At 46.9% G+C, this 24,790-nt stretch carries 18 protein-coding genes; 6 read left to right on the top strand and 12 right to left on the bottom strand.

The window, feature by feature from the left end; all coding sequences use genetic code 11:
* The first annotated feature begins 212 nt into the window (after positions 1-212).
* Positions 213-707, top strand: a complete 495-nt coding sequence (locus tag L2744_RS11855; RefSeq protein ID WP_248992098.1) for a TIGR00645 family protein — start codon at positions 213-215, stop codon at positions 705-707.
* Between the two features lie 58 nt (positions 708-765).
* Here L2744_RS11855 and L2744_RS11860 read toward each other — a convergent pair whose 3' ends face one another.
* The 7 genes from L2744_RS11860 to L2744_RS11890 form a co-directional block, all read right to left on the bottom strand.
* Positions 766-2,010 carry a dicarboxylate/amino acid:cation symporter gene (locus L2744_RS11860; protein ID WP_248992099.1) on the bottom strand — a complete coding sequence of 415 codons (1,245 nt, stop codon included), beginning with the start codon at positions 2,008-2,010 and terminating at the stop codon, positions 766-768.
* 400 nt (positions 2,011-2,410) lie between these two features.
* Positions 2,411-3,283, bottom strand: coding sequence for a DUF7281 domain-containing protein (locus tag L2744_RS11865; protein ID WP_248992100.1), 873 nt, complete (start codon positions 3,281-3,283; stop codon positions 2,411-2,413).
* Positions 3,271-4,491, bottom strand: coding sequence for a phosphoenolpyruvate carboxylase (locus L2744_RS11870; RefSeq protein ID WP_248992101.1), 1,221 nt, complete (start codon positions 4,489-4,491; stop codon positions 3,271-3,273). Before L2744_RS11870 ends, L2744_RS11865 begins: the two co-directional genes overlap by 13 nt.
* 48 nt (positions 4,492-4,539) lie before the next feature.
* The gene (locus L2744_RS11875; protein ID WP_248992102.1) at positions 4,540-5,193 is read right to left on the bottom strand and encodes a hypothetical protein; all 654 of its coding nucleotides are present in this window, start codon (positions 5,191-5,193) and stop codon (positions 4,540-4,542) included.
* Positions 5,194-5,195: 2 nt separating this feature from the next.
* A complete protein-coding gene (locus L2744_RS11880) occupies positions 5,196-8,870 on the bottom strand; it encodes an ATP-binding protein (RefSeq protein WP_248992103.1) in 3,675 nt (1,224 codons plus the stop codon).
* Positions 8,871-9,212: 342 nt separating this feature from the next.
* On the bottom strand, positions 9,213-9,824 hold the full coding sequence (locus tag L2744_RS11885) for a response regulator transcription factor (protein WP_248992104.1): 612 nt from the start codon (positions 9,822-9,824) through the stop codon (positions 9,213-9,215).
* A 59-nt stretch (positions 9,825-9,883) separates the two neighbouring features.
* Positions 9,884-11,818: a sensor histidine kinase gene (locus tag L2744_RS11890; RefSeq protein ID WP_248992105.1), complete on the bottom strand. Its 1,935-nt coding sequence runs from the start codon at positions 11,816-11,818 to the stop codon at positions 9,884-9,886.
* A 252-nt stretch (positions 11,819-12,070) separates the two neighbouring features.
* Between L2744_RS11890 and dsrO the strand changes: the two genes are divergently transcribed.
* The 4 genes from dsrO to L2744_RS11910 all read left to right on the top strand — a co-directional run bounded on the left by dsrO (position 12,071) and on the right by L2744_RS11910 (position 18,607).
* A complete protein-coding gene (gene dsrO / locus L2744_RS11895; RefSeq protein WP_248992106.1) occupies positions 12,071-12,853 on the top strand; it encodes a sulfate reduction electron transfer complex DsrMKJOP subunit DsrO in 783 nt (260 codons plus the stop codon).
* A complete protein-coding gene (gene nrfD / locus L2744_RS11900) occupies positions 12,843-13,925 on the top strand; it encodes an NrfD/PsrC family molybdoenzyme membrane anchor subunit (protein WP_248992107.1) in 1,083 nt (360 codons plus the stop codon). Before dsrO ends, nrfD begins: the two co-directional genes overlap by 11 nt.
* A gap of 35 nt (positions 13,926-13,960) precedes the next feature.
* Entirely contained in the window at positions 13,961-17,068 is a 3,108-nt protein-coding gene (locus L2744_RS11905) for a tetrathionate reductase subunit A (protein WP_248992108.1), read from the top strand.
* Between the two features lie 231 nt (positions 17,069-17,299).
* The gene (locus tag L2744_RS11910) at positions 17,300-18,607 is read left to right on the top strand and encodes a methyl-accepting chemotaxis protein (protein WP_248992109.1); all 1,308 of its coding nucleotides are present in this window, start codon (positions 17,300-17,302) and stop codon (positions 18,605-18,607) included.
* 65 nt (positions 18,608-18,672) lie between these two features.
* Here the strand turns inward: L2744_RS11910 and L2744_RS11915 are convergent, their stop codons facing one another.
* From L2744_RS11915 to L2744_RS11925, 3 genes are all read right to left on the bottom strand, one after another.
* Entirely contained in the window at positions 18,673-19,374 is a 702-nt protein-coding gene (locus L2744_RS11915) for a DUF3581 domain-containing protein (protein WP_248992110.1), read from the bottom strand.
* A 210-nt stretch (positions 19,375-19,584) separates the two neighbouring features.
* Positions 19,585-19,815: a hypothetical protein gene (locus L2744_RS11920; protein ID WP_248992111.1), complete on the bottom strand. Its 231-nt coding sequence runs from the start codon at positions 19,813-19,815 to the stop codon at positions 19,585-19,587.
* A gap of 350 nt (positions 19,816-20,165) precedes the next feature.
* Positions 20,166-20,591, bottom strand: a complete 426-nt coding sequence (locus L2744_RS11925) for a DUF2391 family protein (protein ID WP_248992112.1) — start codon at positions 20,589-20,591, stop codon at positions 20,166-20,168.
* A gap of 379 nt (positions 20,592-20,970) precedes the next feature.
* Between L2744_RS11925 and L2744_RS11930 the strand changes: the two genes are divergently transcribed.
* A complete protein-coding gene (locus tag L2744_RS11930) occupies positions 20,971-21,462 on the top strand; it encodes an arsinothricin resistance N-acetyltransferase ArsN1 family B (protein WP_248992113.1) in 492 nt (163 codons plus the stop codon).
* A 378-nt stretch (positions 21,463-21,840) separates the two neighbouring features.
* Here the strand turns inward: L2744_RS11930 and L2744_RS11935 are convergent, their stop codons facing one another.
* A complete protein-coding gene (locus tag L2744_RS11935; RefSeq protein WP_248992114.1) occupies positions 21,841-22,119 on the bottom strand; it encodes a peptidylprolyl isomerase in 279 nt (92 codons plus the stop codon).
* Positions 22,120-22,462: 343 nt separating this feature from the next.
* Positions 22,463-24,769 (bottom strand): penicillin-binding protein 1B, encoded by a 2,307-nt coding sequence (gene mrcB / locus L2744_RS11940; protein WP_248992115.1) that lies wholly within the window; start codon positions 24,767-24,769, stop codon positions 22,463-22,465.
* Positions 24,770-24,790: the final 21 nt, after the last annotated feature.

A 24,790-nucleotide genomic window follows, 5' to 3' on the forward strand; every position in this document is an offset into this window, starting at 1 on the left:
TCAAGTGTTCAAACAGTGACATAGGGAATAGGTCGTTAGCATAACATGCTTGCTCTGATCCTGTTTAAGCCTAAAAGTTTCCGTTAGTTAACAAAGTATGATCCCGCCCTGGCTATTGTATAATGGCGGACCGAAAGTGCATTATGCTATTGTTTTAGCTTAAATGATTAGGTTGACTTCTACTGTATCTTATATAAAGGGTTAAATTTTTGATGGAAAAAATATTTGAAAAATTAATGTATGCATCGCGTTGGATTATGGCGCCGATTTATTTGGGATTAAGCCTAGTATTATTGGGTTTAGGCATTAAATTCTTCCAAGAAATTTTTCATGTTCTGCCCATCATTTTTGAGATGCGCGAAGTAGACCTAGTACTGGTCACACTATCACTAATTGATATCACCTTAGTGGGTGGCCTTATCGTAATGGTAATGTTTTCTGGCTATGAAAATTTCGTTTCGCAGTTAGATGTCGACGAAGATAGCGAAAAACTCAGTTGGCTTGGTAAGCTAGATTCAGGCTCGCTGAAAAACAAAGTCGCCGCCTCTATTGTGGCTATTTCGTCCATTCACTTGCTCAAGATATTTATGAATGTTGAGAACATTTCCAATGACAAGATAATGTGGTATCTGCTGATCCATATCACCTTTGTGTTATCGGCCTGTGCCATGGGATATTTAGACAGAATTACCCGCGTCAGTAAGTAATAGCCAAACAAAAAGCCACTGATTTAAGTGGCTTTTTATTCGAATTTATTCTCAAATATTAGCGCTTAGCAAACTCCACCTGATGCGCCTTCTCAGTTTGATCGACTATGGTCAATACTGCAGTATCGCCGACCACGTTACAGGATGTCAGTACCATATCGATAATGCGATCTAGAGCCGCAACAATGGCAAAGGCTTCTATCGGTAGACCCATTTGATGGATAAGCACGCCTATCATCACCATACCACCGCCGGGAACGCCGCCCGCACCGACAGATAATAAGAAGATACTAAATAGCAACGAAGGTAATTGCTCATTAGTAATGGGCATGCCAAAGGCGTTCGCCACAAAGAAAATCGCGATAGTGATATAAATCGCCACACCACCCATATTCATGGTCGCACCAAGCGGTACACCAAATCCGGCTACGGCTCGGTTTACACCTAACTTATCGGTTAGGGTGCGCATAGTGACAGGAATAGTGGCATTCGAGCTTGCAGTCGAGAGTGAAAACAGCACTTGCTCTTGGGTCTTTTCGCGAAAGGTTTTAGCCGAAATAGGGGTAAAGAATCCCACCGCCATTGGATAAACTACAAAAATCCACAGCAGCAGCAGCGCGAGGATCAGCACCATATACTCAACTACACTCATAAATACAGCGGCTTCGAGGGTTGCGCCAAGTTTAAACATCAAGGCAAAAACACCATAGGGCGCAAGATTCATCACCACAGAAATCAGCTTCATCATGATCTTATTCGCGGTTTGAAACCCTTGCACCGCGCCAGCAACATGCTCACCGAGGGATTTAATCACACCGCCGAGCATTAAGGCCATAAAGATTACTTGCAACATATTGCCCGACATAAAGGCTGCAACAGGATTACGGGGAATAATATCAATCACTAACGCCATCAAGCTGGGTAGTTCAGTAGCAGTGATAACGACGCCGTCAGTGCTACTCATATCCACGCCTTTACCGGGATTGAGTAACAGCGCCACCAATAATGCAGTGGCAATAGCCACTAGGGTGTTGATGATGTAAAAACCGAAGGTTTTGCCGCCCAAACGACCAAAGCTTTTGAGATCTTGCAACTCACAGACACCACAAACAATACTCACAAACACCAATGGTACCACTAGCATCATGATCATATTGACAAACATAGTGCCAGCGCCACCTGCCAGCTCGACTAAACTACCCGAGAAAAAGCCAATATCGTTTAAAAAGTACTGCACAATTGTGCCAAAAATAAGACCCGCAAACAGACCAATAAAGATCCGCGTCGAAAGTGATTTCATCATGCTTGTAGTTTCCCCAGGAAGGTAGTTTCTTGTTATTCATCTTCCATGATGAGCACAAATGCCATTCCCTTTTGGCTTAGGCAGGGGATAGTGAAACATGCTGGCAGTTAATTCAATGAAAAATTTTGTTTTTTTCATCTTAAATTCAGCGAGAGATATCACAAAAAATTCATAACATAATGATTTTAAAACGTTAAATAATATTAGATTTATAAATAAGTACCAGCCTCACTCATTTTTACATCAAAAATAAACACAGATAAGACACTAAAAATAAACAATCTAAACAATTAAAACACACCCTCCATTTAAACCCTGGATTTAATAACTAAATTTAAATTTATAACAGGATTTTAAACCAGACAATTACAATAAAGCAGTGAGATAAAATGAATGACAGCTAAATATATGGCACTAACACTAGTTCAAGCTTACGATCCAGCAGGTGTTGCTGCTTGATGCTAATGTGGTTTTGATTCAACCAAACAGCGAGTTTCTGCCAATGCTTTAAATCGGCATTTTGCAAATACTTAGCCTGTTTCGCTTGCTTGTCGAAATCACGGGTGGAATTAATTTGCGCTATCGCCAATAAATCAGCAGGTGCAGTCAGCGCAAGTTGCGGCGCTACGCAATGAGTCATGCCTATTAAAGTGTGGGCGATTTGCAGACCAGCAGGATCAAAATCGGTAAAGGCAATAATCGGCAGTTTCCCTGCCATTGAGCGCAAAAAATGCCGCACGCCGATGGGTGAATGATGACCGCTGCCACGGTAGATGACCATGATATTGCTTAAGTCCTGTGGCAAACGCGCTTGATGGATAACATCAAACACATCTAAATTTTCAACCACGAGGATGGCTGCGACATTGAGTTCATGGCAATGCTTTTGTGCTTCATCCAATGGAATACGCAGTGATGTGCGAGTTGAAATCCCAGTTGGTGAAGATTCGAAACCTAGATACTTCATCAAAACGTATTCGGCTTCGGGACGGATCTTAGCGAGCTTTTCATCGTGACTTTTGGCGGACATCGCCATGCGATCGACATTGAAATCAAGCTGCCTTAAATCAAGCCCCATTAACGCCAACACGCTTTGCCTTAATAGATCAAAATCTCGGGGCGCGAAGCACAAATACTTTTCGGACTCATCTAACTCACCCACTTCTAACTCGCGGTAAATAGCGCGCCAGTTAGCCGTGAGCTTAACCTTGGGAGAACGCTTAATAAAAGCGTTCTCCAACAGCTGCAGTTGTTGCTGACCTAGGCTAGCCATAACTCAACATCGCGAATAATAAAGTTGCCGCTATAGATAGGGTGTGGCTCTCCTAATGGCTCAAGTTCAAAGTAGGCTTTATGTTCATCTGGTAAACCTTCGTAGCCGCCAATCACTTGATAAATCCAGCTTTCAGCATCCCAAGGCAAGGTTTTTTCTGCCAGATATTCCAGAGCTGATTGGCGCAGGCCAGACTCAATCACATCGACGAAATACTTATCCACCGCTTGTTTAAGCGGATTATCCGGTACATCGAAGTCTTCACTTTGGGTGATAGAAACAGATACATCATGCTCACGTACCGCCGCAATCACAGGATGACGGCTGATCGCCTTAATATGCGCAACTATGTCCATCAACTCCAGCTCTTGGCTGGCGTTATGCACGTCGACCGATGCAGGAGCGAGCAAGACTTCGGCGCGATTGAATAGGCTCGGAATTTCCTTGTGCGACACATGATCCGCAGGACGATAATCCGGATGCAAGTCAGTGTAGAGCAACCAGCCCTTGAGCAAACGGGTACGGCCACGGATTTGTCTGAAGCGGCCTAAGAGTTCGAGTAAACGCCCCTGCACTACGCTCAGTTCCTGGGCGCAGTCGCTCATAGTTTCCTGCAAAGTCGTCACTAAGAGCTTGCGCAGTTCACGGATATCGCCGGCAATTTCGCCTAGCTCACTAAACTGGAACATCTCTAAGCCATTAAGCAATTCAGAGACTTGGCTTTGGGCTAATTCGTTTTCGCGGATCTTAGCGTTGATCGTACCAACGTAACCGAACTCGTTATTAATGCGGCCCCAGAGCACACGGATCGAATAACGCAGACTGTCGGCAAAGCTATAAACATGCTCGCTTAAATCTGACAAATAGGCCTCGGCGGCGCTGTAATCTGAGCTATGACGCGCCTCTTTATAGTGATCGGCCAAGGTTTTAATGGTCGCTAAGGCCGAGCCGACATTAGAGTCGATTTGGCGATTGCGCTCGTCACTTAAGCCTTCTTCGAGCAAGGCTCGCACAGAACGCTTAAGCCGCAGCTCCTGATCTGGCTCTGGCCGCCATAAAATCCCCGCCTGTTTAAGCTTTTCAACCACGCTTGGATCGTGCGCATCCTCGTTAAGAGAGCCCGCCAAATAGGTGTCCATAATAATGTCAGCATGGCGACCTAACTGCTTGAGCAGCTTAACCCCAGCCTGATGCAAGTTACTGCTCATCACGGCCTCCTTGGTCGCAGCTTTTACCTAGGTTTAACAGTGCTAACATTATATCAAGTCCCGCTGGGTCGCCGTTTCTGCCTGCGCTTCTAGGCTTAAGCCTTCGGTTTCATCGATAAAGCGAATGACTTCATACAGATAATCCAGCTTGCCCGTAGCGATATAGATTTGCTTCTCCGCATTGGGGCGCACTAAATAGCCGAGTTCGACTAAGCGTTTGAAGACTAATTTGATTTGCGCATCGCTATTGGTACTGGTCGAGCCAAATAGGCGATATTGACTGAGTTTGGCTAACTGCTCACGAAACGCCGGCGTGTCTTCTATGCGGCTTTGTAGCTCAGTTAACCGCACGGGCGCACCTTCGCTCAGCGGCGCATCTTGGCCACTGGCTTCCTGCACTAATACCAACCATTCCACCAGCGGGATCAATGCCTGACAGATATCTTTAAACTGCGACGAAATCACTTTGCGTTCGGCATCGCCGAGCTGCAAATAACCGCAGAAGAACACATCACCTTCGGCGGCGGAGGCCACGGTACGGTTGATCTGGTTTAAATAGCCTTCGACCCGCTCGCGGGTGCTGCTATTTTTAAGGGCGCGCCAGCCTTCTTCATTAGTGGTGCGGCAAATAAACTCGCCCTTGAGTAACAGTTCAATCAAAGCGCCAGTACCGACCAATACGGTTTGTGTCGATTCACTCATGGTTACACAGTCTCCTTAGACAAGCGTTTGCTCAGCATGTCGGCAATCGGATTGGCTTTGGGCTTCACCACCTGCAACTTCTTGGTTTGTTTGTTGATAATGTAACGGTTGGCGAACAAGTTCAGCACCTCAGACTCTGGGTTCGGGAAGGCGCCCAGCACACAAATATTGTTATTTTCGCAAGCATCGAAAATCTTCTTCACGTTGGTATGGTGCAAAGTGCCCAACTCATCAATTGGCCAGTGAATGGTGACATCGGCGCGTCCACGCAGCAAGCGCGTGAATGCCAGCAGAAACTTACACAAAATCAGATACGCCATACCGTGGCTTGAGGATTCGTTAAGCTGTCTGTCGGTGCGGATAATCAGATCGCTGTTACCTTCTTTGAGGCGCAGCTCGATTTCCAGCAACTTAGAGATGCCCCCCGTTAATGCGGCACGGCCGATAATGTCTAAGGCGCGGCGCATGCTGTTGGTGTAATCCTCATCGGGCAAGCCATTAAAGCCATCTGCTTTCCAATGCTTAAAGGCTTTGACGAACTGCTCAAGCTCAGGCCAGAACTCTAGCTCACTGATGCGCGAGCGAATACGCACAGCCGATTCAGACACGCCATCGAGGAATAACTCTTCGCCCACTTCGCGGGTAATACGCGCACTTTGGGAGGCAATGCGGCGGTCGATATCGGCTAACACATCGTAGAAGGCGGTTAAGTCGACACCAAAAATCCGTCCCTGCTCACGCAGCGCGGTAATCGATTGCGGCACTATCACGTTCAGCAATTGCTCAAGTTGTGGCACTAACTTGCGGTAATCCAGCAGACGAATTCCTTTGTCGTTGATAAAGCTCGATTCTTCGCGGGCGCGCTCCCAGGTTTCGGCAAGGCCCGAACCTGACTTGCTGGCGATCACTGAGTCGAAATGCTCCACATATTGCTTCACTGACCCCATCAAGTAATCGCGTTTCAGCAGCAAATCCTCACCTTGGCGCAGACGCTCGCCTAGGCTACCTTGGGCTTCTTCGTTATTGGTTGGTAACTTAAGCTCGGCGAGTTTACGCATTACGGCACGTAATTTAGTTAAGTTTTCAGAAGCTTCAACCTGCGCCGCATCGGACGCTTTACGCTCGGTTTCGAGTTGTTGACGACGGGCCTTAACATCCTGAGTTTTCGCCTTAAGCTGTTGATCGATTTCCGATACTGCGCGCTTCACATCGCTAAGCTGAGTTTGCAGTTTAGGTTTGCGCACAAGCCAAGTGTGCTGATACCAATCGTCGAAGCGCAGTACGTCGCTGCGACGCTGCTCGGCGCGGCTGATTTTGGTTTCTAACTCGCGAATTTGTTGCTTGAGTTTGAGGATATTATCCTCATCCACACCGCGGGATTTAAGCTCGTTTTTATACCAAGTCTCGCAGGCTTTCTGCTCAATTTTGGCACTTTCACGGCGCCCTTCAATGGTCGCTTTAATTTGGCCGAGTTGATTGTCGAGCGCGCCGATGACTTCCTGCCAATAGGCATTCTTTTCCATGCGCGCTTCTAACGCTTGCTCTTTTTGCTCTTCGAGCCAGAGTTCGTGCTGATGTTTAAGCTGTTTTAGCTCGCCATCGAGTTGGGTCAGCCTTTGTCCCGCATGGGCTTTACGATCGCTCAATGCTTTGTTGATTTTCTCTTGCTCGCTGCGCTTTTCATCAAATAGGCGACGCAGATCGTCACGGCTATTTTTGTACGCCGTGCGGGCAAAGGTCAGTTCACGGCTGAGATTATCCAACTCGCCATTAATGGCCACCAGCTGAGATTCGGCCTCGGCTTGCATTTCTTGGGCACTAGTGTGGGCTTCTTCGGCTTTACTTAACCGAATACGCAGCTCTTGCTCGGAGGCGGCATATTCAGGCACATCGATCGCTTTAAGATCTAAATGTACGCCAAAGAAAGCTTCGCTCGATTCAGTCACTAAGCTTGGATGTAAATCGGTGCGATGCAGTAGTTCAGGCGCGATCACTTTCCCTAAACTTTTCTCCCAGCCTTGGGATTCTTTACGCAGAAACTCCAATAGGGTGTGGGATTGTGGGAACAACATATGGTGCAGTTCATCCAGCGCAGTTTGACGCTCATTCACCCTTAAGGTGGCGATACGCAAGGCTTCGTTGGCTTGGTCACGTTTAGCTCTGAGCTTGCGCTCATCGCTGCTTAAGCGTTCGACCTTGGCATTGCAGCTTTCTTGTTCTTCGTCGGCGCGGTGAATACGTTCGTCGAAAATCGCGAGACTCAGCTTTTCTTCTTCGGTGTAAGTCACACCATCGACACGCAATTTAAGCTCGGCGGCAGTGAGTTTGAATTGGTATTCCTGCTCGCTAAAGCTAGCCTTGCCCGCATCCATTTGGTTGCGCCATTGCAGCTCTAGGGCGTCGATATCGGTGCGCGCGACTTCGCGTTGCTTATCGCGGGCTTCGCGCTGCTTGTCTTGGTCGGCATGCAAACCTTCAAGCTCGCGGTTTAACTGCTCGCCAATCTTACTGCGACGGGCATTGTAGGCCGCCTCAATGTCTTGGTGCTTCTCGGTTTGCAACTTATGGCGTTCACTTAGGTTTTCAACATCGGTGCGCCAGTTCGGCAGCATCTCAAGATCGGCCTTGGCTTGCTCTATGTTGGCATCTAAAAAGGCGGCGTGCTGATCTTCAATCGCATCGAGCTCATACTCGCACTTTGCCACATCGCCCTTGGCAGCCGATAAATCGAGATTGAGCTCATCGCGTTGCTCTTTCCATTCATCGTCGAGCAATCTGAGTTTTAAATTCAGTTCCTTAGATAAGGTTTGCTGAATATCTTGGCGATCGGCTTCTAAGGTTTCATCGTTGCGATAACCGCGGGATAAGCTCGATAAACGCAGTTCGGCGCTGAGCAGTTGGTTAAATTCTTGTTCGAGTTTTTCAAACTCAGGACGAATAACTTCAAAGCCTTGGATAAGTTGGCTCTCACGGATCCACGCCTCAACGCGCTGCGGGTTTAAGCGTGAGCTGGGCGGATTAACCCCGTCCTCCTCTAAAATGGCGGCGATCATGGATTTGACCGTCTCCATCTTGCCTTCTTTGGAGTGCACCGCTTTAGCGAGTTTTTCGATGTGGCGCAGGGAATGCTCGCCCTCACACAGGGCAAATTGGCGTGCATAACCGCGTAGTTCGCTGCGGTTGCTGCCCGTGCTTAATAGGGTGCGATCGTTTTGAATAATGGCGCGATATTCACGAGTATTAAGCAAATTAGTGGTGGCGATGCCGGCACGTTTTAAATCACGGCCTAATTCCGCCATGGTGTGGCACAGAATAGTGTCGCCATTTTGCGATTTAATATAATCGCTTAACTCAAAACCTTTGGTGATAAAACGATAGTTAACGCCCTTACCATCGCCCGCAGAGGCCAGCACGGCTTGGTACAGTAAGCCGTCGGCTTTTTGATATTCGTAAATGATGTAGCTTGAATCGTGTGGCAAGTACCAACGCTCGAAACTGTCGCGGGTCGAAGGCACCACGCGGCTTGGGTATTCACCATAAAAAACAGGTACTAGACGTTGTAATGTCGTTTTACCCGAGGCGTTAGTACCACAAATGTTGGTATGGCCATTGAGGGCGAGTTCCACCACGCCCGGAAGGTGCGTATCAATCAGCACAATACGAATCAAGCTTGCCATTTCATTCCTTATGCAAACGGGAGAGTCTTATCTAAGCTGCAGAAGTTTTTCCACATGACTAAGAGAAGACAATCCAAGAGGGCCACTGACATTAAAATCGTGGCCTAAAAATAGTGCCCCTAAAATAAGGCAATCACAGTCTATTGGCAATTAAGCGGCGCTGCACTAATGCCATGGCTCACATCTCAGCCCAGAACTAAGCGGATGACTAAGCCCATTGCTCAGCAAAAAAATAAACCCATAGCCAGACAAATGTTAAGCGGCCAATGATACGACAACTTAGCCCAAATAGGCGGCTAACAAAACGGCAATTAGCGCAGTAAAAAGTAAATTTAAGCAGATTTATTCAAGGCGCAGGTGTTCAGCGATCCGACTGTAGATCAGCATCATTTCCGCCAGCGATCCCACTTGCATGCCTTTCATCAAGTTGGCGCGGTGGATCTCAACCGTGCGCATAGCAATACAGAGACTATCGGCGATCTCTTGGTTCTTCAGGCCTTGGGCAATCAGATTGAGTATTTCTCGCTCCCTTGGCGTGAGTGCTTGATAAGTCGCAAGATACTGATTATCTTGATGATGTACTTTAGCATATTCCAGTGATTTAACTACGGCATCAGCTAACTTAGCGCCATCGGCGGGCTTTTGGAAAAAATCCACAGCGCCTAATTTGAATGCGTCTACCGCCATTGGCACATCACCATGACCAGTGAGATAAATCACAGCTAACGGACTATTTTTTGCTACTAATTCAAGATGTAACTGCGGACCGCTCAAACCCGGCATACGCACATCAACCAGCACACAACCCGGCAGCGTTAAGTCCACTCCGGTAAAAAAGGCTTCGGCGCTATCAAAGTCAGTGATCTTAAGGCCATAACTTTCAAGCATAAAACGCAAGGAGCGACGCACTGAGTCATCGTCATCGATTAAATACACGGGTAACTCAAGACTCATCAGTATGCTCCATCGGGTTTATTGGCTATCAAGTTTATGACCTATCGGTCTTATACAGTTTAGGATTTACGCGGTATAGCAATCTGCGCTTGGCAACCGCCGCCTATGGCGCTTTCAAGATTGAAAGTTCCGCCATGGCTCTCGGCAATATCACGGCAAATCACTAAGCCTAAACCTAATCCTTCTGATTTAGTGGAGTAAAATGCTTGCATCAGCAGGCTAGCTTCTTCAGTTAAACCCGTACCGTTGTCGGTGATTGTCAGCAAGGTTTTGTGTTCTTGATAGCGTAGATCGATATCGATCGAGGGACTGTAGGATTTGCTATCGTCCCTCGGATTAGCCTCACTGGCACTTTGCTCTAACGCTTGCCGTTGAATACAGGCATCGGCAGCATTTTTCAACAGATTGAGCAATAATTGCTGCATGCCCACCTCATCGAGTGGCTGCAAATAAGCTTCACCACTCACATTTACGGCAAGGTTTATCTGATGCTGTTCAAACTCATAGGCAAGCAGTGGCACAGTATCATTAACGAGTTCATGTAGGTACAAGGGTTGTTTCGATACGGGACGCTTCTTCAATAAATTACGTAGACGACTGATAATACTGTCAGCCCGCGTCACTTCCTGCTGGATAAGCGCCAACACAGATTGCAGTTCCTCAGGGCTAGTTCCTCGCTGTAATCGCACTTCGGCACCGTGACAATAATGACCAATCGCCGCCAAAGGTTGATTCAGTTCATGGGAGAGACTCGCGCCAAGCTCGCCCGCAATAGCAATACGCTGGGCATGTTCCAGTAACGCGCGGTTTTCATTGAGCTGGCGCTGAGTGCTAATCAACTCACGGCCGCGGCGGCTAAAGCGGTATTCAAGCCAGAAATGATACACATTGAGTAAAACCAAAATCCCCAAAACAAGCCAAGCCCATTGTTGATGTAACTTGACCCACTGCCACGCCCTTTGCCACCATGGCGCCTGCAGGGGATGCATGTTGAGATCTTTAAGCAGTTGATCGATAGCGAGTTGGCTAACCGCGGTTGTCCATCCCACAGAATCGGCAGCTTTAGCAGCGGGATGACCTTCGGGAAGTGCAAGTAACGCTTGCGTCACACTCTTCGCTAATGGCTGGGATGCGCGACTAGTCTTAGCCATAGACCAGTTAGGGTATAAACGGGTTGACACTTGGCAATCAAACCCCTTTGGAGCTTGATTATCGAGTACTCGATGACGTTCAATGTTAATCAAACCCTCAGTCTGCATTTGTTCAAGCTGGCAAACAGGTACTACCGCAGCATCCAGCTGTTGCTTTAAATCTGTGGCAGTTTTGTTGTCATCTAACCGATAAATCAAGTTATCTAGCGGAAAGCCTAAAGGAATTATTTCACCCACAAACCTAGGTAAATCTATACCCTTTAGCTGAGCCTCATACACTAAGGTAAGATAACCACCGAAGGCATTTTTCGACACGATCCCAAGGCGACGCCCCTTGAGATCATTTAAGGTGTGATAGGGCGAATCGGCGCGCACCACCAGCGCTGAGCCCACTTGCATCGCCGCGCCATTATTTAACGGGCTACGCAGGGTCGCAACCCAAGAGAGGGAATATTGCCGCGCCAATAACACGGATTGGCCCGGATTAGTGATCACAAAATCGAGCCCTTGAGTTTCAACGCCCTTGGCTAACTCATCGAGGGAGAGAGGATGTAGCCTAAAGTAACTGTTGGGGATTTGGGTTTCGAGCCAGCCCATCAAAGGTTGCCAGCGGTTGATAGTCGCCTTATAACCGCGTATGGCTAACACGCCCACATCAATAACCTGATTACTAGGTTCTTCGACGACTGATTTAGCTAATGCCGTTTGAGCAACTAAAACCGAGTTTGGGGTATTTTCCAAAGACTGTGCCGTAGATAGTTTAGGTAAACCTAGTAAGCAAACTAAAGAAGCTATTAGCCATAGACTTTTCGCAGATACAGCCCAACCAACTAAGGGTTCCATTTTCTCAAATCGCTTGAAGTACAATCCGTTATCCCCTCGCCTGAAAATCAACAAACTGAAAGCCATAATGTATTGAGGGACATTCTAACGGATATTTATTGCGCTAGATCAAACCCATACTCAATATGTGGAAAACCACTATAGTTTTGCCGCCTCCCCTTTACCAGAATGCCCGCATACCTAGCCCATCAACCTTACGCATTGGGTGTATGAGCCTGTTGTTAGCTATCTGCAAGAGTGAAGGAAATCCGTATGGACAAGAGTAAACGTCAGTTTCTCGGCAAAATGGCCAGTGTCAGCGTTGGCGCCGCACTGATCCCTGTCGTGCAAGTGTATGCGCAGGATGATAAACGCAGCCCTCAAATGCACAGTGCCAGCGAAGGCCAAGTGGGTAAACGTTACGGCATGGTGATTGACTTGCGTCGCTGTGTTGGCTGCCAAGCCTGTACTGTGGCTTGCACTATCGAGAATCAACCGCCCCTAGGACAATTTCGCACCACAGTGCAACAGTACGAAGTCTCGCAGCAGGAGGATACCACTCCGCCAGCGTTTTTAATGTTGCCAAGACTTTGTAATCACTGTGAAAAACCGCCCTGTATCCCCGTTTGTCCTACGGGTGCGACCTTCCAACGCAAGGACGGCATAGTGGTCGTCAACAATGAGTGGTGCGTTGGCTGTGGCTACTGTGTACAAGCCTGCCCCTACGATGCGCGCTTTATCAACCACGACACCAATACCGCCGACAAATGTACCTTCTGCGCCCACAGATTGGATGCAGGATTACTGCCCGCCTGTGTCGAGACCTGCGTAGGAGAAGCCCGTGTGATTGGCGATCTTAATGATCCTAACAGCCAGATAAGTCAGTTACTCGCCACCAACAAAACCGATATCAAGGTGCTAAAACCAACAGCAAACACTGCGCCGCGGGTGTTCTACATCGGCATGAGCAGCGCTTTTGAGCACAGGATCAGCGGCCAAGCCCCCGTTAGAACCTTACTTACCGATACTGGCGAGGAGATCCACCATGGTCATTAAAGAAATCTTTACCCCAGATATCGCCATTACTTGGCTACCTTGGGCAGTGCAATACTTTTTTATGATGGGGCTCGCCTACGCCAGCGTATGGGTAGCGACAATACATTTGTTTAGCCAACCCAAACCCGATGACAGATTGCTGAAGCTCTGCGCCTGTTTAATGTTGACCGCAGGCATAGTCGCGCCTATTGCCTTACTCGCCGATTTACACCAACCGCTGCGGGCTTGGCATTTTTATGCGCAAGTTCGCCCGGATTCTTGGATGTGGTATGGCGCCTTTTTACTGCCGGTATTCTCGGGCACCAGCGCAGTGTTTGCTTGGCTGCTACTGCGTCAATATCTGCCTAAGCACACCACGAATCAAGACTCAGATTGGGTGAATAAAATAGGCCAATTACTGAGATTCGGTGATTGGGATAGTGACAAATTCATCAAGCCAATCGCGATTATCACGGCCCTGAGTGCCTGCAGTATCGCCCTCTACACTGGCATGGAAACCATGGCCATTAAGGCGCGGCCACTGTGGCATACCTATTGGCTGCCACCTTTGATGGCAATGAGCGCCCTGCTCGCCGCCTGCGGCACTTTGGTGGTACTGAATCGACTATTAACGGGCTACCAACAGCGCACCCAAGACAGCCTATTACTCTGGGTAAGAGCGAGTTTTGGTCTATTCGCCCTATGCCTTATCGGCTGGGCGTTATTCGATAAGGGCTCGGCCCCCGAAGCCGCATTATTGCTTGAAACCAGCCCAAGCTGGCAACTTGCTGCAATTTGGGTACTGGTCACACTCGCCGTGCTGGCACTGATGCTCGCCATTCGTCACTTACCCAATGTGGCAATGCTAATCGTCAGCCTCACGGCCATTCACCTTGCGTGGGGATTTCGCTGGATAGTGCTAATCCAAGCGCAAACCGATCCTAAATACGGCGCGGGGACTTATCTCTATCAACTGCCTTGGGGACCCGAAGGGCTATTAGGCATAGCTGGTACCTTCGGCCTCTGGTTAACATTAATGGCGCTGGTCTCCGAACTTATTCGCCACACGCCTGCGGCAAAACTTGCTCGCTGAGCACCCAATTAGTTTACAGAATTAAGGAGTCCATCATGGATAAGAGTAAACGTCGTTTTATCAAAGGGGCCGCTGTAACGGGTGGTGTGGGATTGTTTGCCGCGGGTTATAGCCATACATTAGCGCAAATAGGTAAAGGTGTCGTCAATGGTACTTCAGGAAAATCGACCCAAGATCCGCTGCATGGCAATTCCTTAGCACCTGAATACAAAGTCGATTTACAGTCAGGCCAGTTAATCAGCAATGACGATCAACGCATCGCCAATACTATGTGCTTAGGTTGCTGGACCAAATGCGGCGTGCGCGCTCGTATCGATCAAAAAACCGATAAGATCATCCGTATCAGCGGTAATCCTTATCATCCGTTGTCATCGCGGGAACATATCGATTTTGATACACCGATCAAAACCGCCTTTGTTGGGCTTAGCGCCTTTCAAGAACAGGGTCTGCAGGGGCGTTCCACCGCCTGCGCCCGCGGTAATGCCATGCTAGAACAATTAGATAGTCCACATCGCATCACCCAATGTCTTAAACGCGTGGGTAAGCGCGGCAGCGGCCAATGGCAGAGCATTAGCTTTGAGCAATTGCTGAATGAAGTCGTCGAAGGTGGTGATTTATTTGGTGAGGGCCAAGTCGAAGGGCTAAGAGCGATTCGTGATATCGCCACACCGCTCGATGCCAATAACCCAGAATATGGCCCTAAAGCCAACCAGTTACTGGTCTCGAATGCCTCCGATGAAGGCCGCGATGCCATTATCAAACGCTTTACCTTCAACAGTTTTGGCACCCGAAACTTTGCCAACCACGGCGCTTACTGTGGCTTTACCTACCGCGCCGGAGCAGGCGCTTTATTGGATGATTTGAAAAAATACGCCCACTTGAAACCCGATTGGGATCATAGCGAATTTTTACTCTTTATCGGTACCTCGCCGCAGCAATCGGGCAATCCCTTTAAACGCCAAGCAAGACAATTGGCTAACGCGCGGGTGAATAACACCAATTTCAGCTATGTGGTGGTGTCGCCCATGCTGCCCAATACTTCGAATCAACCTTGTGCGGGTAACAATACTTGGCTGCCGATCCGCCCCGCCACCGACTCGGCCCTCGCCATGGGCATGTTGCGCTGGATTATTGATAACCAGCGCTATGCCGCCGATTTTTTGAGTGCACCCAATGTCGATGCAGCAAAAGCATCAGGTTACCGTGGTTTTAGTAACGCAGGCTTCTTGATCGTCAGCGAACCTACCCATCCAAGATATGGCCAATATCTCTTTGCCAGCGATCTTGGCTTACCTTTCGACGGCAAAGCCTACGGCGAGCAAGACTCGCAGTTGGTTGTCGATGCCGCGAGTGGCAAGATAGTTTTGGCTAGCCAAAGCCTGAAAGCCAAGCTCGACGTTGACCAAAGCGTCGACACACCTAAGGGAGTGATTGCGGTTAAATCTAGCTTCCAACTCTTAAGCGAAGCGGCACGTAGCGTTGAAATGGCACACTATGCCAAGGAGTGCGATATCAGCGAGGCGCAGATCATAGCCCTCGCGGATAAATTTACCAGCCATGGCACTAAGGCTGCGGTGATCTCCCACGGCGGCACGATGAGCGCCAATGGTTTCTATAGCGCGTGGGCAATCATGATGCTCAACGCCATGATAGGTAACATCAATTTAAAAGGTGGCGCATTAGCTTCCGGCGGTTCATTCCCCGCCTTTGGTAAAGGCCCAAGGTATAATCTGCAGGAGTTTGACGGCATGGTCGAACCTAAGGGCGTATTCCTATCGCGCTCTAAATTCCCCTATGAGAAAACCTCAGAGTATCGCCGTAAAGTTGAAGCGGGCGAATCACCTTATCCAGCTAAAGAGCCTTGGTTTCCGATTTCATCGCCCTTGCTTGGCGAACATTTAACGGCGGCGGTGCACGGTTATCCCTATCGACTCAAAGCATGGATTAACCACATGGGCAATCCGATTTATGGTCAAGCGGGCCTAGGTGAAGCCATTGGTGAACAACTGAAAGATCCCAAAGTACTGCCACTGTTTATCAGTATCGACAGCTTTATTAACGAAACCTCGGCGCTATCGGATTATATCGTGCCCGACACATTAACGTACGAGTCATGGGGTTGGAGCCCTGCGTGGCATGGGACTCTGACAAAGGAAACAACAGGTCGCTGGCCGATTGTCGAACCAAGGGTCACAAAAATGGCCAGTGGCGATGTGGTGTGCATGGAGTCTTTCTTAAGCCAAGTGGCAATAAAACTGCAATTACCTGGTTTTGGCGAAAATGCCGTTAAGGCCGCCGATGGCAGCTTACATCCGTTAACGCGCGCAGCGGATTACTCCCTTTATGGTGCTGCCAACGTGGCCTATTTGGGCAAAGCCGTCGCCGATATCAATGCCGAGGACATGTATCTTAGCGGTGTAAGTCGCATTCAAGCCGAACTCAACGCCAGACTCAAGCCAGATGAAGTCAAAAAAGTCAGCTACTTATTTGCCCGCGGCGGCCGCTTTGAAAATATGAGCGGTGCACGGGATGAAGTGGGGAATCCAACCAAGGTTTGGCCAAAACCTATGATGCTGTGGAATCCCGAAGTAGGCAGTCGCCGTAACAGTCTCACAGGGGAATTTATGAGTGGCTGTCCGCGCTTATATCAACCCGCCCTAGCCAATGGCACACCGCTTCATAAGGCTTTTGACAAATCACAGTGGCCTTTGCTTATCAGTAGTTACAAGTCGCATACCATGAGTTCGATGAGCATTGGATCGGACCGTTTGCGCCAAGTACACCCTAATAATCCAGTACGGATAAATGAAAAAACGGCCGCACGTCTCGGGATCAACACTGGCGATACGGTGAAAATAAGCACGCCGAACGGTAGCGTTATTGCCTTAGTGGAATCTGTTGCCGGAGTTCATCCTGACTGCATAGCCATCGAACATGGTTATGGTCATAAAGAACTCGGCGCGCGGGACATAGTAATCGACGACATTAAAATCGCCGCTAACCCACTGATCCGAGTAGGTATCAATATGAACGATTTGAATCTGTTCGATCCGAGTCGCCACGGCCGCTATCCATTAGTAGATTGGGCAAGCGGCGCATCCGCAAGGCAAGGGCTACCCGCTAAAATAGAGAAAATTATATAACTCCCCTTTTACACCTTACAAAGCTGCCACTTGGCAGCTTTTTCTCATTCAGGGTTTATGACTTCACTTTATCCACACCTGATTTTTGTGATCTTATTCCCCACAATCCGAGTATAAGATCATTGTACAATTTTCACTACGCGCCAAAATCACAGCTATATTTATCAGTGCATTTAGTGCTATATCGCCCCCCATAAAACAGAAGTCGTTTTTGAATTGAGGAGTATCAAAGTGTTTAATTCATCATTACGTAAAAGCCTTGAAGAAAGTGAGGCGAAACTGTTGGAATCGGAATCTTTAGTTGATTCCATTGATAACAGTGTCGCCTCCGTAACGTTTTCACCCGAAGGTGAAATCCTAGATGCCAACCACCTGTTTTTAAATACGATGGGTTATTCACTTGTGGAGGTTGTGGGTCGAAGCCATAGAATACTTTGTAAGCCTGAATATACGAACTCTCCCGCTTATCGTCAGTTTTGGGACAATTTGAAAGCAGGCCATCTGCAGGAAGGTAATTTCTGTCGCATCCATAAAAAGGGACATGAGGTATGGCTTAAGGCGACTTATTTCCCAATTAAACTGGATGGTAAAGTTATAAAAGTGATGAAGATTGCCGCCGATGTCACTAAAGAAAAGCTTCAACTCGATGATCAAGCAGCCATTTTCGATGCACTAAATAAGTCGCAGGCCATTATTGAGTTTACTCCTGAGGGTACCATTCTCAACGCCAATAGTAATTTTTTACGGGTAATGGCGTACAGCAAAGAACAAGTCATAGGCAAACACCATCGCATTTTTTGCTTCGATAATTTCTATCAGCAACAACCGCATTTCTGGGAAGACCTTCAAAATGGGCAATTTAAGAGCGGTTTGTTTGAGCGTAAAAATGCCTATGGTCAAGCCGTCTGGCTAGAAGCTGCCTATAATCCCATTCTTGATGAAAACGGTCATGTTAGAAAAATCATCAAATTTGCCAGTGATGTCAGTGCTCGGGTCCAACAAAACCAAGCCGTTCAAGAGGCAGCCAATATTGCCCTTACCACCTCACAGCAAACGCTAACTCAAGCCCAACAAGGGGTTAGATTACTGAATGCAACAGTTAATACCTCAAACGCCATTGCAGAGCAAACCAATAAAACCACAGAGTCAATGGCAAAGCTCAATGAACAATCTCAGAATATTCAAGCCATTGTGGCAACAATCAGCTCAATTGCAGATCAAACTAATCTTTTGGCACTCAATGCTGCCATTGAGGCCGCTCGCGCTGGCGATCAAGGCCGAGGTTTTGCAGTAGTCGCCGATGAAGTGAGACAACTTGCTGCCCGTACCAGTAAATCAACCAGTGAAATCGCCGCCGTAGTCAGCAAAAATAGTCAATTAACGACGAGTGCAACAAGTATGATGAATGAGGTTGAGCGTATCGCCCAGGAAGGGAAGCTGCAGTTGGCAGAGGTGACATTAGTAATGGGGGAAATACGCAATGGGGCGGAAAATGTCTCGGCAACGGTTTCAAAGCTTTCCATTGACGATCAACATTAATCCGCATTCATCACATGATTAGCGCGCTATACATGGAAGCATGGCGCTATACCTAAGACTTTCGACTAGAAATCCGTTTTACGACCTTGGTAGGTTGCACACATTTGTTGCATAAACGCCTCTTCATAAGCACGTAAACCACTCATTACTAAGGTTTTAATACCAGTTCCAACTAAGACGTCACCACTGTGCAACTCAAAATGTAGCGTCACATCGCCACGCTTACCATCGATTTTCAAATCTTGCCCAACGAGGGATAGCGTGACTTCAACAAAATCGAGTGTAGTGAGGTCGAACGACATGCTCTCGTAAATAACCAATGGACGCTCTGGGTTTATCATCACTTGATGCTGTTTCATTAATGGCATCAAGATATCGATAAAATTATGCCCAGAAAACGCCACATAATGGCGAATAAAGGATTCTGTTTGTGCATCGCAGCGGCTCACATTGCCTTGGCGACTCACATTTAAATAGGTTTTATCTCTGCTATCGCAAATCGAAAAACTATCATTAACTTGCTCGGGAAATTGCAATTCAACGCCATCACCCACCATGCCCGCAAAGCTAAATTTCATGCTCTGGCTCAAACCATACTGAGTTAACACTAAGGCAAACAGTAAATCTCCCGGAACACAAAAACGCTTGGCACCGACATCGTGTATTGGATTAAAATCCTGTGCAACTTTCTTAGCGAAATCGCTGGCCTGCTGTGCGGAAACTGAAATTGCTTGATTTTGCTTGGAAAAATAAGGCGCTAGAAACATATAAACTCTATTATTAATGACTCAAATAGGGATGGATAACAAAATTATCACGAGTCTACCCTAATTTAGGTATTTCACTCACCCGATGACTTGAATCCAACGAAGCCGTACAAAGTAACACTGTGATAATATTTGTAAAGCTAATCGCATATAAGTTGGATTTATATCATTTATGGTTACGATTGAGTTTCCATGGCAAGATGCCTCGATTTAGACCTTATTGAACTCACGTTTCAATTGAAAACCATCATCCGTCACCAACTGTTCGAGCACCTCAACACGACGGCGCAGGGTTTCTAACTCGGTACGCAGCGCTTGGTTATCCAACGCTTGCTCACGACTCGCCAATCTTTGCTTTTCACGGATCTTCATAATTGCCACAACATATCCCCCCACAATCGCAAGTATGGGAATAAGTAAAGCAAGAGCACCATTGTTCATAATCAATTCCTTTAGTTATTAGGGCGTGTTGACGTTTCAGGATTTATTTTTGCAGCGATTTGGCTGGCTTTTATGCAAGGCAAAGTCCGTGCGATATAGTTATTCTACATAAACGGGCGATAACGTAGCAGAAACGCCAGCCATGCTCTTACTTTCTTTCATACGAGCCGCTCGTCATTTGAATTGAATAACACCACTTCACTCCTCATTTCGCGATCAAGAGCTTACCAGAGCGAACAACATTTAATCTCAAAACGTTAGCATGCCATAGCATTCATAGTAGCAATAAGTATGTTCAAGATACTCCAAATGCACCAGTGACAAAAGTCATGAGGTTTGGCTAAGCAAGGTCATTCCTTATCAAAACTATCCACAACGATAGCACCCATGGAGGCAGGCATAGTGATCACTATGATCCGTTTAATCGAGGTCAGAGGATCCTCAAAAAATGGCAGTTTATCGAGACAAAGTAATACCAGAAAAACAACAAGTGCCGTAAGAAAATATGCCACCACTATCCGAAAAACAAACACAGGGATCCGTGCTCGAATATTCTGTTGGAACACGCTGTGGTAGGTAAATACCCCGAGAAATAACAGCGATAGGCAAAAGAGCATAGCGATATTCAATAAAGGCAAGGTCTCACCCAGTCGCCACGACTCCTCCGAGAATGCGATAGGCACCGCAAGGGCAAAAGCTCCTACGCACACTTGAATTGCATCCTCAATATTGAAGCGAAAGGTGCTGAAACTAAAAACATTAAAACTGAAAGCCATGCTCATTCCTTGTTCTTTCAATGTGTCGAACTAGCAGAAATCATGTCGACTAAGACAAACTATACAAGAAATGAATAAAAACTTGGCAGAATAATAAGTACCTATAATTTAATGGGAGCAATTGGCTTGGAAGGGCATTTGCATCTTCTGTCTATCTTGATATTTAAAACTGATCTGATTATCGATATAGTTGGTAGCGAATGACATGCCGATACTCCCAAGTGAGTCATCCTTGTTAGATAGCCTCTAGTCAGTATTGGGGATGACAGAAAAAGGATCGTCTTATCAATAACGCTTTAAATATCGTACTCTTCGAGTGCAGGCCACGTAACAAATTGCTCACCCTTTAGGTGTGCTTTAGCCATATTAGAGAAAACAAATGATTCGTCAGGTAAAAAAAGAAGATGCTTATAATATTGCGAAAATTTATAACTACTATATAGAAAATACTTCAGTAACCTTCGAGCTTAAACCCGTTTCTACTCCTGAAATGGAGCAACGTATAGAAGACGCCTGTAATAGTGAACTTCCATGGCTCGTAGCTGAGAACAATGGACACATAATCGGCTACTGTTATGCAAGTAAATGGAAAGGCCGCTGTGCATATCGTTACTCCGTTGAGGTGACCGTTTATTTAGATTTTTCTATCACCTCTCAAGGTTGGGGTACTATGCTCTATGAACAACTGCTGACACAGTTAAAAAGTTTGCAAGTTCACGCTGTTATTGGTGGTATAGCTTTACCCAACGAAGCCAGTGTTGCATTACATGAAAAATTCGGCATGAAGAAAGTGGCACATTTCAAAGAGGTGGGGCGTAAATTTGAGAACTGGGTAGATGTCGGCTACTGGCAGTGTATACTCAATGCCTGATCAAGCTTCAGAGAAATCGCCATCCTTTTATGCTGCTTAAACCGAACACGTAGATAGTTATTATTTACTAAGCTCGAGTCTCTATATCTGTTGTGTTGGGTCTGATCCCCTCCTAAGTCTACGTTTTGTCCTGTTAGAATAATTGACTTTGCAAACCTTCAATCCTTTGCTTTACCTTTCCCCAAATGACCAAAATCTAGATCATAAATACCCGTTCTTTCTACTCCTGATTTATTGTATTTAGATCACCAAATATAAAAATAATGAATTATTACAATGATGCTAAATATTAATATTCACTACATTAGCGACGATAGAATGGCATTCGTTCAGATGATAAAGTTATCATGCTGCGGGTATAAACAAACTATGCCAACATCATGTTCGATACAGCACTTTGACTACATGCCAGCCAAACTTAGTTTTCACTATATGTGGCACCAGCAATTCACCTGAAAATGCAACCTTATCGAACTGTGGCACCATTTGGCCTTTTTTGAACTCGCCTAAATCGCCGCCTTTTTTGGCCGAAGGGCAAGAGGAGAAGCGTTTAGCGAGCACAGCAAAATTAGCACCATTATTCAATTGCTTAATAATGTCTTCTGCCTGCTCTTTATGTTTAACTAAAATATGCACGGCTGCCGCAGTTTTAAACATCTCGGTATCTCTCTATCAATAGCAGTGGCACAACCAAACCAATCAAGCGGATGCCACCGCGACAAATCTGTTACTTACTATACCAATCGTATTAAATATCTGTTCATTCAGCGGGAGTTCAACGCGCTTTAGACAAGGCGAAGGCTTGAAGGCATAGTGGTGCTCTGTCAAAAGCCTTTAACGCAGTATAAAGCGCTTTGAAACCCGTCCTTTGGGAGCTTCACAGGCACCCCACTCCCGTCTTGCATTGACTTAAAAGGGAATGACCATTTCTGCGTCAATGCGCCTTGGATTGAGATGCCTGCGAGGCTCTGAACTGATTAGATATTTAATGTGATTGGTATTATTGACCTAAAATTTTCTGCCACCACTGCAAAGGCTCACCGCAGTTTTGTGCAGGATTATAGGTTTCCTTTAATGCGGGCAGAGCCTCAACATTGCCACAACCCGCTTCTTTGGCAATGCCAGTATCACGGTCAAAATAACCCCGTACCACACCAGTGACAGGGATTGAACGTAACCCAATAGGCGGACGCTCATTTAAGAAAGATTGATACACGGCCATAGCGCCACTACTACCATAGAGGCTAGTTTTACCGTTATCGTCCCGTCCGACCCAAATTGCCGCAATGTTACGCTCATCAAACCCCGCAAACCAAGAGTCACGGCTATCGTTACTGGTTCCGGTTTTACCCGCAAGTGCCACCCCAGGGAAGGCATTGCCTAACCGTGTTGCCGTACCAGAACGCACCACCTGCTGCATCGCATATTGCACGAGAAAATCGGTCTCTGCTGGAATGGCTTGTTCTTTAGGTGAACGAGTTACGGGCAAGGGATCATTATGACTATCCAGTACTGCGGTAACGGTAGTGAGCTTACGATAAGCCCCATTATCGGCAAGGGTTTGGTACACCTGCGCAACCATTAATGGCGAGCCATTTACGGCACCGAGTAACATGGATGGATACTCGTTTAAAGGTTCTTCCCAACCAGATTTGGCTAGGGTAGTTGCCACCGCATCCACGCCAACCGCAATACCTAGGTTTACCGTGGGCACGTTCATCGATTTTTTCAGCGCCGTTAACAACGATACTTGACCACTAAACTTCTTATCGAAGTTTTGCGGCGACCAGGTTTTACCTTGTTCATTTTTTAAGGTAATAGGTTGATCTTTAAGCGGTGTTGCCAATGTGAATTGGCTATTAGGAGCCAATGCCGTGGCGTACACAAAGGGCTTAATTAATGAACCAATGGGGCGGCGAATTTCAACCGCGCGGTTAAATCCATCAAAACCCGGCGTTTTATCGCCCACCATTGCGGCAATACCACCAGTGTATTTGTCGGTCACCACCATACCAATCTGCAATGATTTATTGCCTTTATCTAAGCTTTTAAAGGTTTTCATCACCGCATTTTCGGCAGCTTCTTGGGCCATTGGATCTAGAGTGGTATAGATTTTCACACCCGATTGTTTCAGTAAAGCATCACCATAACGTTGATTAAGTTCTTGCTTCACCAAAGCATAGAAAGCAGGCAATTTCTGATGAACTGGCTTACTTTGACTTCGTAATCCCAGTGGTGACTCCACTGCAGCCTTGTACTGAGCCGTATTTAACTCACCCGCATCCATCAATAAACGCAGCACGAGATCGCGTCTTTCTTGGCTACGCTCAGGGTATTTCCACGGATTGTAGTAAGATGGACCTTTAATTGCTGCCACAAGAAACGCCTGCTGAGGCGCTGTAAGTTCGCTAATCGGACGACCAAAATAAAACTGTGAGGCCAGTCCCATACCATGTACGGCACGGGATTTGTCCTGCCCCATATAAACTTCATTTAAATAGGCTTCGAGAATTTCTTCCTTGCTGTAGCGGAAATCAATAATCACCGCCATTAGAGCTTCCCGCACTTTACGCAGCAAAGAGCGCTCACTCGACAAGAAGAAGTTTTTCGCAAGCTGCTGAGTGAGTGTTGAGCCGCCTTGCACCGTACGTCCTGCGCTTAAATTGACAAAGGCGGCGCGAAGAATAGCAAAAGGATTAACACCATGGTGCTCATAGAAACTACGATCCTCCACCAGTAGTAGTGCCTGAATAATTAATTTTGGCATTTCTTCGGTTGGCACAAATAATCTGTCTTCACCGTCGCCCGCAATAATACGATCGAGTAATACGGGTTCTAAGTGGAATACCGCCAATTGACGCTTATCTTCTACCCGCGCGACTGAACTTACGCCATCACTGTCGAAGCTTATCATCACTCTTTGCTCAACTTGATTGCCTTCAGGATGTAAAAAGGGTCGACGCCATAACTCAATACGGGTACTCGATGCTGAAAATTCACCTACTTGCCGTGGGTTAGCCACCTTGCGATAACCAAGTAATTTAAGTTCAGCCATTAATTGGGGGTGACTGACGGCGGCGCCTGGATACAAGGCCATCGAACGGCTAAATACTTGGGCAGGTAGATGCCATTTTTGCCCTTCAAATTTTTGGGCAATAATTTGATCGAGGTAAATACTGTAAAAAGTAACTACGGCAAGCCCTACTAATGCCAGCTTCCAAGTGAGCGACCAGATGTGTCCAAAGAGCCCGCGACTGCTTTTTGCCTTGCGCTGGGCGGGTGTTTTTTTTGTCGTCTTAGTTGTCATATCTACTTCATCATTCACACA

Origin of the sequence: Shewanella profunda (assembly GCF_023283765.1) — a bacterium.
Taxonomy (GTDB): domain Bacteria; phylum Pseudomonadota; class Gammaproteobacteria; order Enterobacterales; family Shewanellaceae; genus Shewanella; species Shewanella profunda.

Coding starts and splice junctions, on each gene's coding strand:
- L2744_RS11920 (WP_248992111.1), bottom strand. CDS start 19,815: ATGAACAATGGTGCTCTTGCTTTACTTATTCCCATACTTGCGATTGTG.
- mrcB (WP_248992115.1), bottom strand. CDS start 24,769: ATGACAACTAAGACGACAAAAAAAACACCCGCCCAGCGCAAGGCAAAA.
- L2744_RS11935 (WP_248992114.1), bottom strand. CDS start 22,119: ATGTTTAAAACTGCGGCAGCCGTGCATATTTTAGTTAAACATAAAGAG.
- L2744_RS11905 (WP_248992108.1), top strand. CDS start 13,961: ATGGATAAGAGTAAACGTCGTTTTATCAAAGGGGCCGCTGTAACGGGT.
- nrfD (WP_248992107.1), top strand. CDS start 12,843: ATGGTCATTAAAGAAATCTTTACCCCAGATATCGCCATTACTTGGCTA.
- L2744_RS11885 (WP_248992104.1), bottom strand. CDS start 9,824: ATGAGTCTTGAGTTACCCGTGTATTTAATCGATGACGATGACTCAGTG.
- L2744_RS11880 (WP_248992103.1), bottom strand. CDS start 8,870: ATGGCAAGCTTGATTCGTATTGTGCTGATTGATACGCACCTTCCGGGC.
- L2744_RS11930 (WP_248992113.1), top strand. CDS start 20,971: ATGATTCGTCAGGTAAAAAAAGAAGATGCTTATAATATTGCGAAAATT.
- L2744_RS11870 (WP_248992101.1), bottom strand. CDS start 4,491: ATGAGCAGTAACTTGCATCAGGCTGGGGTTAAGCTGCTCAAGCAGTTA.
- L2744_RS11915 (WP_248992110.1), bottom strand. CDS start 19,374: ATGTTTCTAGCGCCTTATTTTTCCAAGCAAAATCAAGCAATTTCAGTT.
- L2744_RS11865 (WP_248992100.1), bottom strand. CDS start 3,283: ATGGCTAGCCTAGGTCAGCAACAACTGCAGCTGTTGGAGAACGCTTTT.
- L2744_RS11890 (WP_248992105.1), bottom strand. CDS start 11,818: ATGGAACCCTTAGTTGGTTGGGCTGTATCTGCGAAAAGTCTATGGCTA.
- dsrO (WP_248992106.1), top strand. CDS start 12,071: ATGGACAAGAGTAAACGTCAGTTTCTCGGCAAAATGGCCAGTGTCAGC.
- L2744_RS11860 (WP_248992099.1), bottom strand. CDS start 2,010: ATGATGAAATCACTTTCGACGCGGATCTTTATTGGTCTGTTTGCGGGT.
- L2744_RS11875 (WP_248992102.1), bottom strand. CDS start 5,193: ATGAGTGAATCGACACAAACCGTATTGGTCGGTACTGGCGCTTTGATT.
- L2744_RS11855 (WP_248992098.1), top strand. CDS start 213: ATGGAAAAAATATTTGAAAAATTAATGTATGCATCGCGTTGGATTATG.
- L2744_RS11925 (WP_248992112.1), bottom strand. CDS start 20,591: ATGGCTTTCAGTTTTAATGTTTTTAGTTTCAGCACCTTTCGCTTCAAT.